Below are 13,365 nucleotides of genomic sequence, written 5' to 3' on the forward strand. Positions count from 1 at the left end.
GCCACCTTTAGGCTTAGCTAAAAGCCTTGATTCGGCTAAAGATTGGCCCACGGGCGCGATCGGCCGTTCTTGGGCACGGGGTGACCAGGGACGACGCGGCAAACGGTCGAATTCGGCCAACTCCTGGGATTGCCCTGGGGGTCGCGTCGCCCTGGCCCCGGGACGCGGACCCCGTGGGCGGGTGCGGTGCTCAGGCGGCGAGGCGCGCGGCGAGGGCCTTGCCCTTGGCGGCGGCGTCCGCGTCGGCCCGGGCGCGGGAGGCGTCCGCCTTGTCGATCAGGCCGGCCATCGCGGGTACGGCCCGGGCGAGCGTCAGCTCGGGAACGATGAAGTCGACCTCCATGCCGAGCGCGACGCCCAGGACCTTCTCCAGATACGTGGTCACGAAGTCGAAGCCCTCGCGCGGGGTGCCGGGCCCGTAGGCGCCGCCGCGGCTGGCGACGACGGTGACCGGGGTGCCCGCGTTGGGGAGGTTCTCGGTCCCGGTGGTGCGGCCCGTGATGAGCACGTGGTCCAGCCACGCCTTGAGCGTGGAGGGGATCGTGAAGTTGTACATCGGCGCGCCGATCAGGACCGCGTCCGCGCGCTCCAGCTCGTCGGCCAGCGCGTGCCGCCGCGCGGAGCCCGCCCGCTGCTCCTCGGTGCGGTCGGCCGGGTCGGTGAACTCGGCGGTGACGGCCGCGGCGTCCAGGTGCGGCAGCGGGTCGGCGGCCAGGTCGCGGTAGACGACCGTGCCGTCGGGGTGCTGCTCCTCCCATGCCTTGCGGAAGGCGGCGGTGACCTCACGGGAGGCCGAGCCCTGGGGGAGCGCGGAGGAGTCGAGGTGCAGCAGCGTGGCCATGGGGATCTCCAAGGGACGGGCGGGGCGCCGGGCGGGGCGTGGAGCGCCGGGACGGGCGGAGCGCCGTGATTACCTGACGTACGGAGCTGAAGTTCCGTGTGGAACTATTAATAGCACAGCAGCTTACTTTTCCGCAGTGCCTAAGAATGGCGCAGTACCCTAGGGCTCATGGCGGACCACGGGGAACAGGCGTGCAAGAGCGTCGACGTAGGCATGACGCGGGTCTTCGAGCTGTTCGGTAAGCGCTGGACGGGGCTGATCGTGGCCACGCTGATGCCCGGCCGGGTGCACTTCGCCGACCTGCGGCGGGCGATCCCGGGGATCAGTGAGCGCATGCTGTCGGACCGGCTCACGGAGCTGGCCGCGGCCGGTCTGGTCGTACGCGAGGTGTGCCCCGGTCCGCCGCTGCGCGTGGCGTACCGGCTGACGGAGGCGGGGCAGGCGATGGAGCCCGCGCTCAAGGAGCTCGGCGCGTGGGCCGCGAAGTACCTCCAGCGCGATCCCTACTGTCCCGGCGGCCTCAGCTGAGTCGTTCGGCCGCCTCGTTGTAGCGCAGCAGATAGGCGGCGAACCGGCTGAGGTCGGCCTCGTTCCAGCCGGTCAGGCGCTCCTCGAAGGCCGTCCGGCGGGTGGCGGCGACCTGGGCGAGGGTCGCGACGCCGCGTTCCGTGAGGTGCAGCACCTGTACGCGGTGGTCGTCGGGGTCGACCCGGCGCTCGACCAGGTCCAGCCGCTCCAGGGCGGCGACCTGCCGGCTGACCGTGGACTTGTCGAGCAGGTAGTGCGCGGCGAGGTCGGTGGCCCGGCAGCCTCCCCGGTCCTCCAGGTGCGACAGCAGGGTGAAGGAGACCAGGGAGAGCTCGGGATGCGTCCGGGCGGCGGTCGCCCGCGCGCGGCGCGCGAAGGCGGTCATCTCGCGCTGGATGGTCTCGACGGACTGGTCTCGGTGCGGCACGGAGGCTCCCTTTCGGCTCCCTTTTCCGGGTGTAGTTGTACAGTACAACTTGGAGTAAGAGTTGTATAAGCCAACTATCTGTTCCGGGAGGCGGCCCGAGGCGGCGGCCCGAGGGACTGGAGGGACCGTCCATGAGTTCCGCTTCCGCGCAGGGGGCCCACGGGGCCCACGCGGCCCCTACGCCGCACGGGGCCGCCCGTACGGCCGGACTGCGCCATGTCCTGATCCATCTCCTCACCCCCCTGCTGATGTGCGTCGGGATGGGGCTCGCCTACCTGGGCGCGTTCGCGACCCCGACGCCGCACGAGCTGCCCGTCGCGGTCGTCGGCAGCGGTGCCGCCCCGCAGGAGCTGGCGCGGAGCCTCGGCGAGAAGGCGGACGGCGCCCTGGACGTCCGTACCGTGGCCGGCCGGGACGAGGCGGTGCGGCGGCTCCGGAGCCAGGACGTCTTCGGCGCGTACGTGCCCGGTGACCGGGGGCGGGCGCCGGAGCTGCTGGTCGCCACCGCCGGCTCCGACACCACCGCCACGGCCGTGGAGAAGGTCTTCACCCGGGTCGCGGCGGCGCAGGGCGCCCCGCTGAAGGTGACGGACGTGGTGCCGGCCTCGAAGGACGACCCGACCGGGCAGGGCATCTTCTTCCTCCTGGTCGCGCTGAGCATCGGTTCGTACGCCTCGGTCGCGGTGCTCGGCGGGGCGGGGGCGGTGCTGCCGATGCGGCTGCGCGCCCTGCTGGCGGCCGGGACGTCTCTGGTGGTCAGCCTGATCGGGGTGGCCTTCGCGGGGCCCGTCTTCCATCTGGTCGACCACGGGCTGGCCGGGCTGTGGGGGCTGGCCTGGGTCTATTCGGCGGGCGTCCTGTTCGTCGGCGTCGGGCTGCACACCTTCCTCAAGCGGTGGACGACGCTCGGTGTGATGGTCCTCTTCGTGATGCTCAACTTCACGAGCTCCGGCGGCGTCTTCCGGCCCGAGTTGCAGAACGGGTTCTTCGCGGGGCTGCACGCCTTCTGGAACGGCGCCGGGTTCGTGGAGGGCACGCGCAGCCTCGTCTACTTCGGCAGCGAGGGGCTGGGCGGGCACGTGACCACGCTGGTGCTGTGGCTGGTGCTCGGCGCGGCGGTCGTGGCCGTGGCGTGGGCCGTCGAGGCCGCGCGGGCACGGCGCGCTTCGGGCTCCGGGGCCGAGTCCGGCTCTGCGTCTGTCCCCGGGTCCGGCTCCGGGGCTGGTTCCGGGGTCGGTTCCGCTTCCGGTTCCGCCGAAGTCGGGCGGCGCGGAGGGGACATGGAGGAGGAGATGGAGGAAGCGGTCGGGGTCTGACCGCTGTCAGTGGCGGGCGGTAGCTTCGGAGAAGTCCGCGTGGGTGTGGAGGGGGAGGGGGAGCGCCATGTCGCGACTGCCGTACGTGCCGGGGTTCGCGAGGCCGTCGGGGGGCGGCCTGCCGGAAGTTCCGGGAGTTTCAGGGCCTGCGGGAGCTCCGGGGGGCACGGGAGTCGAGGGGCTCACGGTTCCGGGGCTCACGGGGCTCGCGGGCGCGGGGTCCGCCGGGGCGGGCCTGTCGCCGAAGGCGGTGGGCAAGGCCCTGCGGGCCGCGGTGCCGCGCGCCGGGCACGCCGAGTGGGAGGCGGACGCGGGCCGGCCCGGGGCGGTCGAGATGGTCGAGGCGTCGAACGCCGGCCGGCTGCCGCGGCTGACGCCGATACGGGTGGGGCGGATGGCCGCCTCCCCCTTCGCCTTCCTGCGCGGCTCGGCCGGGCTGATGGGGCACGACCTGGTGCGCACGGCGGTGACCGGGATCGGCGCGCAGATATGCGGCGACGCCCACGCCGCGAACTTCGGGCTCTACGGCGACGCCCGCGGCGGCATGGTCATCGACCTCAACGACTTCGACGAGACGCTGCACGGCCCCTGGGAGTGGGACCTGAAGCGGCTCGCGACCTCGCTGGTGCTCGCGGGGCGGGAGGCGGGCGCGGGCGAGGACACCTGCCGGGCGGCCGCCCGGGACGCCGTGGGCGCCTACCGGCGCACCATGCGGCTGCTGGCCCGGATGCCGGTGGCCGACGCGTGGAACGCCATCGCCGACGAGCGGCTCGTCACGCACGCCGACGCCCGGGAGCTGGTCGGCACGCTGGAGCGGGTCGAACAGAAGGCCCGCCGCAACACCAGCGCCCGCTTCGCCGCGAAGGCCACCGAGCAGGCGGACGGCGGGCTGCGGTTCCTGGACGCGCCGCCGGTGCTGAGCCGGGTGCCGGACGAGGAGGCGACGGCCGTCGCGATGGCCCTCCCCGGCTATCTGCGCACGCTGCCGGAGGAACTGCTGCCGCTGCTCGGGCGCTATGAGGTGCAGGACGTGGCGTTCCGGGTGGTGGGCACGGGGAGCGTGGGGCTGCGCTCGTATGTGGTGCTGCTCCTCGACCACCGGGGGGAGCCGCTGGTCCTCCAGGTGAAGGAGGCCCGGCCGTCGGTCCTGCTGCCCTACGCGGAGAAGGCCGGTTTCCCGCCTCCGGAGGCGGGTCACGAGGGGCGGCGCGTGGTCCTCGGGCAGAAGCGGATGCAGGTCGTCAGCGATGTGCTGCTCGGCTGGGCGACGGTCGAGGGGCGGCCGTACCAGGTGCGGCAGTTCCGTAACCGCAAGGGCAGCGTCGACCCGGCGGCCCTGGCCACCGACGAGCTCGACGACTACGGGCGGATGACGGGCGCGCTGCTCGCCCGCGCGCACGCGCACAGCGCGGACCCCCGGGTGATAGCGGGGTACTGCGGGAAGTCGGCGGAGCTGGACGAGGCGGTCGCGAGGTTCGCGGCGGCCTACGCGGACCGGACGGAGAAGGACCACGGGGAGCTGGTGTCGGCGGTCCGGGGCGGGCGGCTGGCGGCGGAGGCGGGGGTCTAGGGCAGGGGCGGGGAGGCCAGGCTGCGGGGGCTGGGGCGCGGGGTTCGGGATCCGGGGGCTCGGGTCCAGGGGCTCGGATCGGGGGCGGATCTGGGGTGGGCGGATCGCGGGCGCTGGGGCGCGGGCCTTGGACCGGCAGGCCGAGATCCCGGGGGCGGACCGCGAGGTCTGGATCCGCCCCGGGCCGGTGGTGGCAACGGCGGCAGGACGGGGCGGGGCCCCGTGGGGGTGTGCCGTCGGGGTGCTGTCCGGCCCGGGGCGGGCGGGCGACGGCCGGAATGCGTGGGTCGGCGGTGCGGGTGGGAGCGGGGCGTGCCCGTGGGGCGCTCGGGAGCTCGTACGCTGGGCGGGTGATGACACCCGATGCCGAGCAGAGCCCGCCCGCGCGCGAACCGGGTACCGAACGCCTGGAACAGGCGGTGCGGACGGCCGAGCAGGCGCTGATCGAGTTCGAGATCGCCGTGGAGACCTTCCGGGTGGAGGTGGAGAACTTCTCCCGCCTGCACCACCAGCGCCTCGGTCCGATGTACGCGCACCTGGACGAGCTGGAGGCCCGGATCGCGGAGGCCGTGGCGGCCCGCACCCAGGACCCGGAGGATCTCCGGAAGGCGCGGGAGGCGCGCGCCATGGCGCAGCCGCTGCCCGGGGTGGAGGAGCTGTTCGGCGGCTGGCTGGACTCGGACGGGCTGTCGCCCGAGGCCCAGGCGATGCTCACCGAGCAGCCGGTCCGGCCGCCGGAGCGGGTGCGGCCGAGCGACGAGGCCCGCCGGGTGTTCCGCGAGCTGGTCCGCAAGGCCCATCCGGACCTGGCGCGGGACGAGGCGGAGCGGGTGCGCCGCGACGAGTTCATCGTGCGGGTCAACGCCGCGTACGCGGCCGGGAACGAGAAGCTGCTCCTGGAGCTGGCCGAGGAGTGGGCGGCGGGCCCGGTGCCCGCGGCGCTCCGCCCGAGCCGTGCCGAGGAGCTGTACGCCCGGCTGGAGTGGCTGGCCCGGCGCAAGGAAATGCTGTCGGCGCTGGCCGCGGAGCTGGAGGGCTCGGCGATCGGCTCGATGATCAAGATGGCGCCGGACGACCCGGACGGCCTGCTGGCGGAGATCGCCGACGGGCTGCGTGCCCAGGTCGCCGAACGGGAGGCCCATCTGGCCTCGCTGTTCGGGTAGCGTCGGGGACATGCATTTCGGTTCTGGGGTTCCCACGGTCGGCGTCGACGCGCTCTCCTCCGACGACTTTCTGCTTGACGTCCGCGAGCAGGACGAGTGGACGGCGGGGCATGCGGAGGGCGCGCTCCACATCCCGATGAGCGACTTCGTCGCCCGCTACGGCTCGCTGACGGAGCAGGCCCCCGAGGGCGGCCGGATCAACGTCATCTGCCGCTCGGGCGGCCGCTCCGCGCAGGTGACGGCCTACCTCGTCCAGCAGGGCCTGGACGCGGCGAACGTCGACGGCGGCATGCAGGCATGGGAGGCCCTGGGCCGCCCGGTCGTGGACGCCGAGGGCGCTCCCGGCACGGTGATCTAGCCGGGGCCGGTGATCTGGCCGGGGTTCCGGCCGGATCGTCGGCCGGGACGCCGGATGCGGTCGATCCCGGCCGGAGTTCCGGGCGGGGCTTCGGCCGGTGATCGGCCGGTTTCCCGGCCCGGTCCCTAGCCGAGGGGGTGGGCGGCGAGCAGGTCGCCCAGGGCCTCCTCGTGTGCCCCGGCGGAGCCCAGCGAGAGCTCCAACTGCTTGGCCCAGGCGTGGTACCGGTGCAGGGCGTAGGTGGTGTCCGCGCCGAAGCCGCCGTGCAGATGCTGTGCGGTCTGGACGATGCGGCGGACGCCTTCCGAAGCCCAGACCTTGGCGACGGCCAGGTCGGCGGCGACCGGGAGCGCACCGTCGGCCCCGGACTCCAGCCGCCACGCGGCCTGCCAGAGCGTGGCCTCCATCGCGCGCAGGTCGATGTAACGGTCGGCGGCCTGGACGGCCACGGCCTGGAACGTGGCGATCGGGAAGCCGAACTGCTCACGCTTGGCGGTGTACGCGCCCGTCATCCGTGAGACCGCCGTGCCGACGCCCAGGGCCAGGGCGCAGGTGCCGATGGTGAGCAGGCCGCGCAGCCGCTCCCAGGCCCCCGCAGTGGTGATCACCTCCTCGCCGGTGAGGCGTACGGAGTCGAGGTGGAGCTCGCCGTAGCGCTCGCCGTTGGTGGAGACCTGGTCGGCGAGGGTGACTCCGGGACGGTCGCGGGAAACGAACGCCAGGAGGGGGCCCTCCCCCCCTCCCCCACCCCTCCCCGCCCCACCTGCCGTATTCGGTTGTTCGTGCGCCGGTTCGGCGGGCTGCTCGAGCGTGCGCGCGGGCAGCAGTATCAGGTCGGTGCCTGCCGCCCAGGGCACTGCGGTCTGTACCCCGTCCAGGAGCCAGCCGCCGGGCTCGCCGGGTACCGGGCGGGCTGTGACGGCCAGTTCGGCCGGGTCGTGGCCGGTGCGGCCGCTGGAGGCGGCGGTGACGGTCAGCTCGCCACGGCCGATCAGGGGCAGCAGCCGGGCGGCCACCGGGCCACCTACCGCCGTCAGGGTGAGGGCGGCGGCGCCGGTCTCCAGCAACGGCACCCGGGCGAGGACCTGCCCGGCCTCCCTCAGCACCAGACACAGGGCGAGCGGGCCGAGACCCGCGCCCCCCTGCTCCGCCGGGCCGTACAGGCTCAGCAGATCCGCCGCGGCGAGCCGGCCCCACAGGGCCCGGTCGAAGTCCTCGGCCACCGCGCCACCGGTGAGGGCCGGGCTGGGGACGTCGTCGGGAGAGACCCCCGCGAAGACCGCCCCGGCCGCTTCCTCGGCGGCCCGCTGCTCCTCGGTGAAGGTGAAGTCCACTGCCGTCCTCCTGCGAGCCGCTGCCCGGACTGCCGACGCTTGAACTGATGGAGCGTCAACTTAGAACAGGTTGCAGGAATTTGGAACAGGTGGCGGCTCGGTGAAGAGCGGTACGTCGGAGGCGGAGGGTGGCCGGACGGCAGGCGCCGGCCTTCGTTCAGCGGTCGAAGTCCAGCTCCACCTCTTCCGTCGTCGGGTGCGACTGGCAGGCCAGCACATATCCGGCCGCCACTTCCTCCGGCTCCAGGGCGAAATTCCGCTCCATCCGCACCTCGCCCTTGACCAGATAGGCCCGGCAGGTGCCACAGACGCCGCCCTTGCAGGCGTACGGCGCGTCGGCGCGGTTGCGCAGGACCGCCTCCAGCAGCGACTCCCCTTCCCGGACCGGCCAGCTGCCACCGCGCCCGTCCAGCTGCGCCGTCACCGTGCTGTGGGCCGGCGCGGGCACCGTTGCCATGGGTGCCTCGGCCGCGGGGGCCGTGGACTCGACGTGGAAGATCTCCTGGTGCACCCGGTCCCGGGGGACGCCCAGAGCGCTCAGCGCCCGCTCGGCCCCCTGCACCAGCCCGTGCGGGCCGCACAGATACCAGCCGTCGATCGCCTCCACCGGCAGCAGCGCCGGCAGCAGCCGCGTCAGCCGCTCCTCGTCCAGCCGGCCGGACGGCAGGCCCGCCTGCTGCTCCTCCCGGGAGAGGGTGTGCACCAGCTGGAAGCGTTCGGGGTAGCGGTCCTTGAGATCGGCCACCTCCTCCAGGAACATCGCGGAAGCCGTGGTGCGGTCGCTGCGTATCAGGCAGAACCGGGCGTCCGGGATCCGGGCGAGCAGGGTCGAGGCGAGGGACAGGACGGGGGTGATCCCGCTGCCGCCGACGATCGCCGCGAAGTGCCCCGCACGGGGCTCCAGCACGAACCGGCCGACCGGCGTCATCACCTCCACGGTGTCCCCGACCGCCAGCTCCTTCAGGGCGTACGTGGAGAACACCCCGCCGTCGACCAGCCGCACCCCGACCCGCAGCTCCGCCACCCCGGCGTCCTCAGGGGCGGGCGCGGGGCCGCAGAGGGAGTAGGTGCGCCGGATCTCGCCGTCCTGGGTACTGCGGCGGACCGAGATGTGCTGGCCCGGGGCGTAGCGATAGAGCTCACGGAGCTCCGGGGGCACGGCGAAGGTCAGGGCGACGGAGTCGTCGGTGAGGGCGTCGACGGCGGTCACCCGCAGCGGGTGGAAGGCGCCATGGCGGGCCGCTGCCATCTACAACTCCTTGAAGTGGTCGAACGGTTCGCGGCATGCCTCGCAGCGGCGCAGGGCCTTGCAGGCGGTGGAGGAGAAGCGGCTGAGGAGGGTGGTGTCGGTGGATCCGCAGTGCGGGCAGCGGATGCCGAGGGACACCGGGACCGGGCCGCCCGGGTCGCTGACGCGCGGCGGCGCCACCCCGAACTCGGCCAGCTTGCGGCGGCCTTCGGGCGTGATGTCGTCCGTGGACCAGGCGGGGGCGAGGACCGTGCGGACCTCGACCTCGGGAATGCCCTCGTCACGCAGCACCCGCTCGATGTCCGCGGCCATCGCCTCGACGGCCGGACAGCCGGTGTACGTGGGGGTGAGCTCCACCTCGACCCGGCCGGGGCCGGACATCTGGAGGCCGCGCAGGACGCCCAGCTCCGCGAGGGTCACCACCGGGAGCTCCGGGTCGGGGACGGCGCCCGCCAGCTCCAGGAGCCTCTCCTCCAGGGGAGTGGGCAGCGGGGTCCGGGCCGTCACCATGACGCCCCCGGGTGGCTGCGGTGCAGGTGCTGCATCTCGGCGATCATCCGGCCGAACGGCTCGGTGTGCAGGCCCTGGCGCCCGGCCCCGGCCGTCCACGCACCCGCCTGAGGGCCGGTGGGGAGCTCCAGGGTGGCCTGCCGGACCGTCTTGGTGATCAAGGTCAGCCAGGCGTCGCGCAGGGCCGTGACATCCACCTCCAGGCCCTCGACCGGCTCGAAGAGCTCGCCGGTGTAGCGCCACAGGGCGTCAAGGGCGGTCTGCATCCGGCGATGGCTCTCCTCGGTCCCGTCACCGAGCCGAAGCGTCCAGTGCTCGGCGTGGTCGCGGTGGTAGGTGACCTCCTTGACGGCCTTGCCGGCCAGCGGGGCGAACGGGCCGTCCCCGGCGGCCAACCGGCCGAAGAGCAGCTCCTGGTACGTCGAGAAGAAGAGCTGGCGGGCGATGGTGTGGGCGAAGTCGCCATTGGGCTGCTCGACCAACTGGACGTTCCGGAAGGCGCGCTCCTCCCTGAGGTACGCAAGCTCGTCCTCGTCGCCGACGAGGGAGAGGAGGAAACGGGCCTGGCCGAGGAGGTCCAGCGCGATATTGGTGAGCGCGACCTCCTCCTCCAGGACCGGGGCGTTCCCGGCCCACTCGGCCAGGCGGTGGGAGAGCACCAGGGCGTCGTCGCCGAGGGCCAGCGCCGCGGCCGCGGGGACCGCGCCGGCGGTGGCCGGGACGTGTGCGGGGGCCTGCTTCACAGGTGCCGCACCCCCTCCGGGATGTCGTAGAACGTGGGGTGGCGGTAGGGCTTGTCGGCGGCCGGCTCGAAGAAGGGGTCCTTCTCGTCCGGCGAGGAGGCGGTGATCGAGGCGGAGGGCACCACCCAGATCGAGACGCCTTCGGAGCGCCGGGTGTAGAGGTCCCGGGCGTTCCGCAGGGCCATCTCGGCGTCCGGTGCGTGCAGGCTTCCCGCGTGGGTGTGCGACAGACCTCGCCTGCTGCGCACGAACACCTCCCACAGCGGCCAATCGGTGCTGGTCATGCCCTTGCCTCCCCCTGGGTGTCACGGTGCTTCCCGGCGTATGCGGCGGCGGCCTCGCGCACCCACGCGCCGTCCTCGTGGGCCTGCCGCCGGCGGTTGATCCGCTGGTCGTTGCACGGGCCGTTGCCACGCAGGACCGCGTGGAACTCGGCCCAGTCGATGGGGCCGAAGTCGTGGTGGCCGCGCTCCTCGTTCCACCGGAGGTCCGGGTCGGGGAGCGTGAGTCCGAGGGACTCCGCCTGCGGCACACAGATGTCCACGAACCGCTGGCGCAGTTCGTCGTTGGAGTGGCGCTTGATCTTCCAGGCCATGGACTGGGCCGAGTGGGCCGACTCGTCGTCGGGCGGGCCGAACATCATCAGCGACGGCCACCACCAGCGGTCCACGGCGTCCTGCGCCATCGCGTGCTGTGCCTCGGTGCCCCGGCTCAGGGTGAGCAGCAGCTCGTAACCCTGGCGCTGGTGGAAGGACTCCTCCTTGCAGACCCGGACCATCGCACGGGCGTAGGGGCCGTAGGAGCAGCGGCACAGCGGGACCTGGTTGGTGATGGCCGCGCCGTCCACGAGCCAGCCGATGGCGCCGACGTCCGCCCAGGTCAGCGTGGGGTAGTTGAAGATCGAGGAGTACTTCTGGCGGCCCGAGTGGAGCTTGTCGAGGAGCTCGTCGCGGCCGGTGCCCAGGGTCTCGGCGGCGCTGTAGAGATAGAGGCCGTGGCCCGCCTCGTCCTGCACCTTGGCCATCAGGATGGCCTTGCGCCGCAGCGAGGGGGCCCGGGTGATCCAGTTGGCCTCGGGCTGCATGCCGATGATCTCGCTGTGGGCGTGCTGCGCTATCTGCCGGACGAGTGAGGCGCGGTAGGCGTCGGGCATCCAGTCGCGTGGCTCGATGCGCTCGTCGGCGGCCACGGCGGCGTCGAACACCGCTTCGTACGACTCCGTGTCCGGCGCCATCGTCGTCATGGCATGCCCCTGCCTCTCGATTGCTCCCGACCGACCGATCGTTCGGTTCAATGGTGGGCCGCTGCCTCCGAGGGTGTCAAGCCTGTGGATAACCCCGGTGCGCTGTGCCGGGCCGGACGGCATCGGTACGGTTCGGGGTGCACGACGACAGGTGGGAAGACTGGTGACACGCAGGATCGGGGCGGGGTATGGGGCCGGATGACGAGCGCGACGGGCCCGGCGGTGGCGGCGCCGGGGCGACCCGACCGTCGCTTCCCGCGCGCGTCGCCGTGGCCGCCGGGGCCGCGGTGGTGGCGGTCGCGGCGGCCGTGCACCTGACGATGGTGTTCCTGCATGTGGCGCCGTCGAACACGGTCAGTAAGCAGCACGCCAAGGCCATTGGCGACTACATCTATCCCGAGTTCGAACAGAACTGGAAGTTCTTCGCCCCCAACCCCCTCCAGCAGAACGTCGCCGTCCAGGCGCGCGCCGAGCTGCGGGGACCGGACGGCCGCACCACCCTCACCCGCTGGACCGATCTCTCCGCGCAGGACGGTGCCGCCATCCACCACAACCTTCTCCCCAGCCACGCCCAGCAGAACCTGCTGCGCCGCGCCTGGGACTTCTACACGGGCACGCACGACGTGCGGGAGCGCCCCAACGGGCTCCGCGGCAGCCTGTCCGAGGAGTACATACGCCGGATCGCCGTGGCCCGGCTGAGCGGCCAGGAGGGCCGCCCGGTCCAGCGCGTACAGGTGCGGTCCGTGACGACGGTCGTCGCACCGCCGCCCTGGAGCGACGAGAAGGGCGGCGGCAAGCCGTCCTACCGGACCCTGGCCTGGTGGCCCGTGGCGACCGCGGACCTCCCGGAGGCGAACCGGTGAGCACGCTCAGGACACCCCTCGCCGCCCTCACGCGCGGCTTCGACCGCGTCACCGGCACCTCGCTCGGCCGCTACCAGACGGCCGTCATCCGGATCGGGCTCTCCTTCACCTGGCTCTGCTTCCTGCTCCGCGAATGGCCCGACCGCCATGAGCTGTACGGGCCCGACGGGCCCTGGAGCTGGGACATGGCCCGCCGGCTGATCGCCGACAACCACTCCTTCACCGTCCTGATGTGGTCCGACAGCACGTTCTGGTTCGAGTGCGTCTACGCCGGCGCCCTGGTCTCCAGCGCCCTGCTGATGCTCGGCTGGCGCACCCGGACCATGTCGGTGCTCTCCATGATCGGCGTGCTGTCCCTGCAGAACCGCAGCGTCTTCCTCGGGGACGGCGGCGACAACGTCATCCATCTGATGGCCCTCTACACCGTCCTCACCCGTTGCGGCCTGGTGTGGTCCCTCGACGCCCGCCGCGCCCGGCGCCGCGGCCAGGACCCGGCCGCGGGCCCGGACGTCACCGGCATCGTGCTGTGGGCGCTCTGCGGTCTCGCGCTGATCGCCGCGCAGCTCTTCGGCGGTACGGGGCTGTCCTGGACCACCGACGGCCCGCTGCCCGGCCTCGGCTGGGCGACCGCGCTGTGGGGGCTGTGGCTCGTCCAGGGCGTGTGGTGGGCCGTGTGCCGCTACGCGCCGGGCGAGCCCCGCACCGTCCTCGACGCCTTCGCCCAGCTGGCCCACAACGCCGCCCTGTTGGTGATCATGGTCGAGGTCTGCCTGATCTACGCCACGGCCGGCTGGTACAAGATCCAGGGCTCGCGCTGGCAGGACGGCACCGCGCTCTACTACCCGCTGCACCTCGACTACTTCTCGCCCTGGCCCGAGCTCTCGCACGCCCTCGCCGGCAACGGCCTCATGGTGCTGCTGCTCAGCTACGGCACGGTCGCCGTGCAGGTCGCCTTCCCCTTCACCCTGCTCAACCGGCGGGTCAAGAACGTCCTGCTCGCGCTGATGATGGCCGAGCACCTGGGCATCGCCGTCACCCTCGGCCTGCCCTTCTTCTCCCTCGCGATGATCGTGGCGGACGCGGTCTTCCTGCCCACCGGCTTCCTGCGCCGCGTGGGCGAGCTCACCGGCCGCGCCCGGGACCGGGTGCTCCCCGCCCGGAGGAAGACCCTCCCGCCCCAGCGGGAGGACGAGACCGCCTCCCGCACTCTCGTAGGCTGA

The 13,365-nt window shown here is 73.1% G+C and carries 15 protein-coding genes; 7 read left to right on the plus strand and 8 right to left on the minus strand.

The window, feature by feature from the left end; genetic code table 11:
- Window positions 1-190: 190 nt before the first annotated feature.
- Complete coding sequence (locus AF335_RS13345; protein WP_102918524.1) at window positions 191-841, minus strand: FMN-dependent NADH-azoreductase; 651 nt, start codon at window positions 839-841, stop codon at window positions 191-193.
- A gap of 168 nt (window positions 842-1,009) precedes the next feature.
- Between AF335_RS13345 and AF335_RS13350 the strand changes: the two genes are divergently transcribed.
- Entirely contained in the window at window positions 1,010-1,369 is a 360-nt protein-coding gene (locus AF335_RS13350; RefSeq protein ID WP_102918525.1) for a winged helix-turn-helix transcriptional regulator, read from the plus strand.
- Here the strand turns inward: AF335_RS13350 and AF335_RS13355 are convergent.
- On the minus strand, window positions 1,362-1,796 hold the full coding sequence (locus AF335_RS13355; RefSeq protein ID WP_244927009.1) for a MarR family winged helix-turn-helix transcriptional regulator: 435 nt from the start codon (window positions 1,794-1,796) through the stop codon (window positions 1,362-1,364). The genes AF335_RS13350 and AF335_RS13355 overlap by 8 nt on opposite strands.
- A gap of 131 nt (window positions 1,797-1,927) precedes the next feature.
- On the opposite strand from AF335_RS13355, the gene AF335_RS13360 reads away from it, so the two are divergent.
- The 4 genes from AF335_RS13360 (at window position 1,928) to AF335_RS13375 (ending at window position 6,203) form a co-directional block, all read left to right on the plus strand.
- A complete protein-coding gene (locus AF335_RS13360; protein ID WP_376697814.1) occupies window positions 1,928-3,112 on the plus strand; it encodes a hypothetical protein in 1,185 nt (394 codons plus the stop codon).
- 67 nt (window positions 3,113-3,179) lie between these two features.
- Window positions 3,180-4,682 carry a DUF2252 domain-containing protein gene (locus AF335_RS13365; protein WP_102918526.1) on the plus strand — a complete coding sequence of 501 codons (1,503 nt, stop codon included), beginning with the start codon at window positions 3,180-3,182 and terminating at the stop codon, window positions 4,680-4,682.
- Window positions 4,683-5,035: 353 nt separating this feature from the next.
- A complete protein-coding gene (locus AF335_RS13370) occupies window positions 5,036-5,845 on the plus strand; it encodes a hypothetical protein (protein WP_102918527.1) in 810 nt (269 codons plus the stop codon).
- A 10-nt stretch (window positions 5,846-5,855) separates the two neighbouring features.
- Window positions 5,856-6,203, plus strand: a complete 348-nt coding sequence (locus tag AF335_RS13375) for a rhodanese-like domain-containing protein (protein ID WP_102918528.1) — start codon at window positions 5,856-5,858, stop codon at window positions 6,201-6,203.
- 125 nt (window positions 6,204-6,328) lie between these two features.
- On the opposite strand, the gene AF335_RS13380 is transcribed toward AF335_RS13375, so the two are convergent.
- From AF335_RS13380 to paaA, 6 genes are all read right to left on the minus strand, one after another.
- Window positions 6,329-7,537: an acyl-CoA dehydrogenase family protein gene (locus AF335_RS13380; protein WP_102918529.1), complete on the minus strand. Its 1,209-nt coding sequence runs from the start codon at window positions 7,535-7,537 to the stop codon at window positions 6,329-6,331.
- Window positions 7,538-7,694: 157 nt separating this feature from the next.
- Window positions 7,695-8,786, minus strand: a complete 1,092-nt coding sequence (locus AF335_RS13385) for a 2Fe-2S iron-sulfur cluster-binding protein (protein ID WP_102918530.1) — start codon at window positions 8,784-8,786, stop codon at window positions 7,695-7,697.
- The gene (gene paaD, locus AF335_RS13390; RefSeq protein ID WP_102918531.1) at window positions 8,787-9,296 is read right to left on the minus strand and encodes a 1,2-phenylacetyl-CoA epoxidase subunit PaaD; all 510 of its coding nucleotides are present in this window, start codon (window positions 9,294-9,296) and stop codon (window positions 8,787-8,789) included.
- Complete coding sequence (gene paaC, locus AF335_RS13395; RefSeq protein ID WP_102918532.1) at window positions 9,290-10,039, minus strand: 1,2-phenylacetyl-CoA epoxidase subunit PaaC; 750 nt, start codon at window positions 10,037-10,039, stop codon at window positions 9,290-9,292. The genes paaD and paaC overlap by 7 nt, the downstream gene beginning before the upstream one ends.
- On the minus strand, window positions 10,036-10,323 hold the full coding sequence (paaB, locus tag AF335_RS13400) for a 1,2-phenylacetyl-CoA epoxidase subunit PaaB (protein ID WP_095584687.1): 288 nt from the start codon (window positions 10,321-10,323) through the stop codon (window positions 10,036-10,038). The genes paaC and paaB overlap by 4 nt, the downstream gene beginning before the upstream one ends.
- Window positions 10,320-11,282: a 1,2-phenylacetyl-CoA epoxidase subunit PaaA gene (gene paaA, locus AF335_RS13405; RefSeq protein WP_102918533.1), complete on the minus strand. Its 963-nt coding sequence runs from the start codon at window positions 11,280-11,282 to the stop codon at window positions 10,320-10,322. Before paaA ends, paaB begins: the two co-directional genes overlap by 4 nt.
- A gap of 188 nt (window positions 11,283-11,470) precedes the next feature.
- Between paaA and AF335_RS13410 the strand changes: the two genes are divergently transcribed.
- A complete protein-coding gene (locus AF335_RS13410; protein WP_102918534.1) occupies window positions 11,471-12,145 on the plus strand; it encodes a DUF5819 family protein in 675 nt (224 codons plus the stop codon).
- Window positions 12,142-13,365 (plus strand): HTTM domain-containing protein, encoded by a 1,224-nt coding sequence (locus tag AF335_RS13415; RefSeq protein ID WP_102918535.1) that lies wholly within the window; start codon window positions 12,142-12,144, stop codon window positions 13,363-13,365. Before AF335_RS13410 ends, AF335_RS13415 begins: the two co-directional genes overlap by 4 nt.

This window comes from Streptomyces eurocidicus (assembly GCF_002891295.1).
Taxonomy (GTDB): Bacteria; Actinomycetota; Actinomycetes; order Streptomycetales; family Streptomycetaceae; genus Streptomyces; species Streptomyces eurocidicus.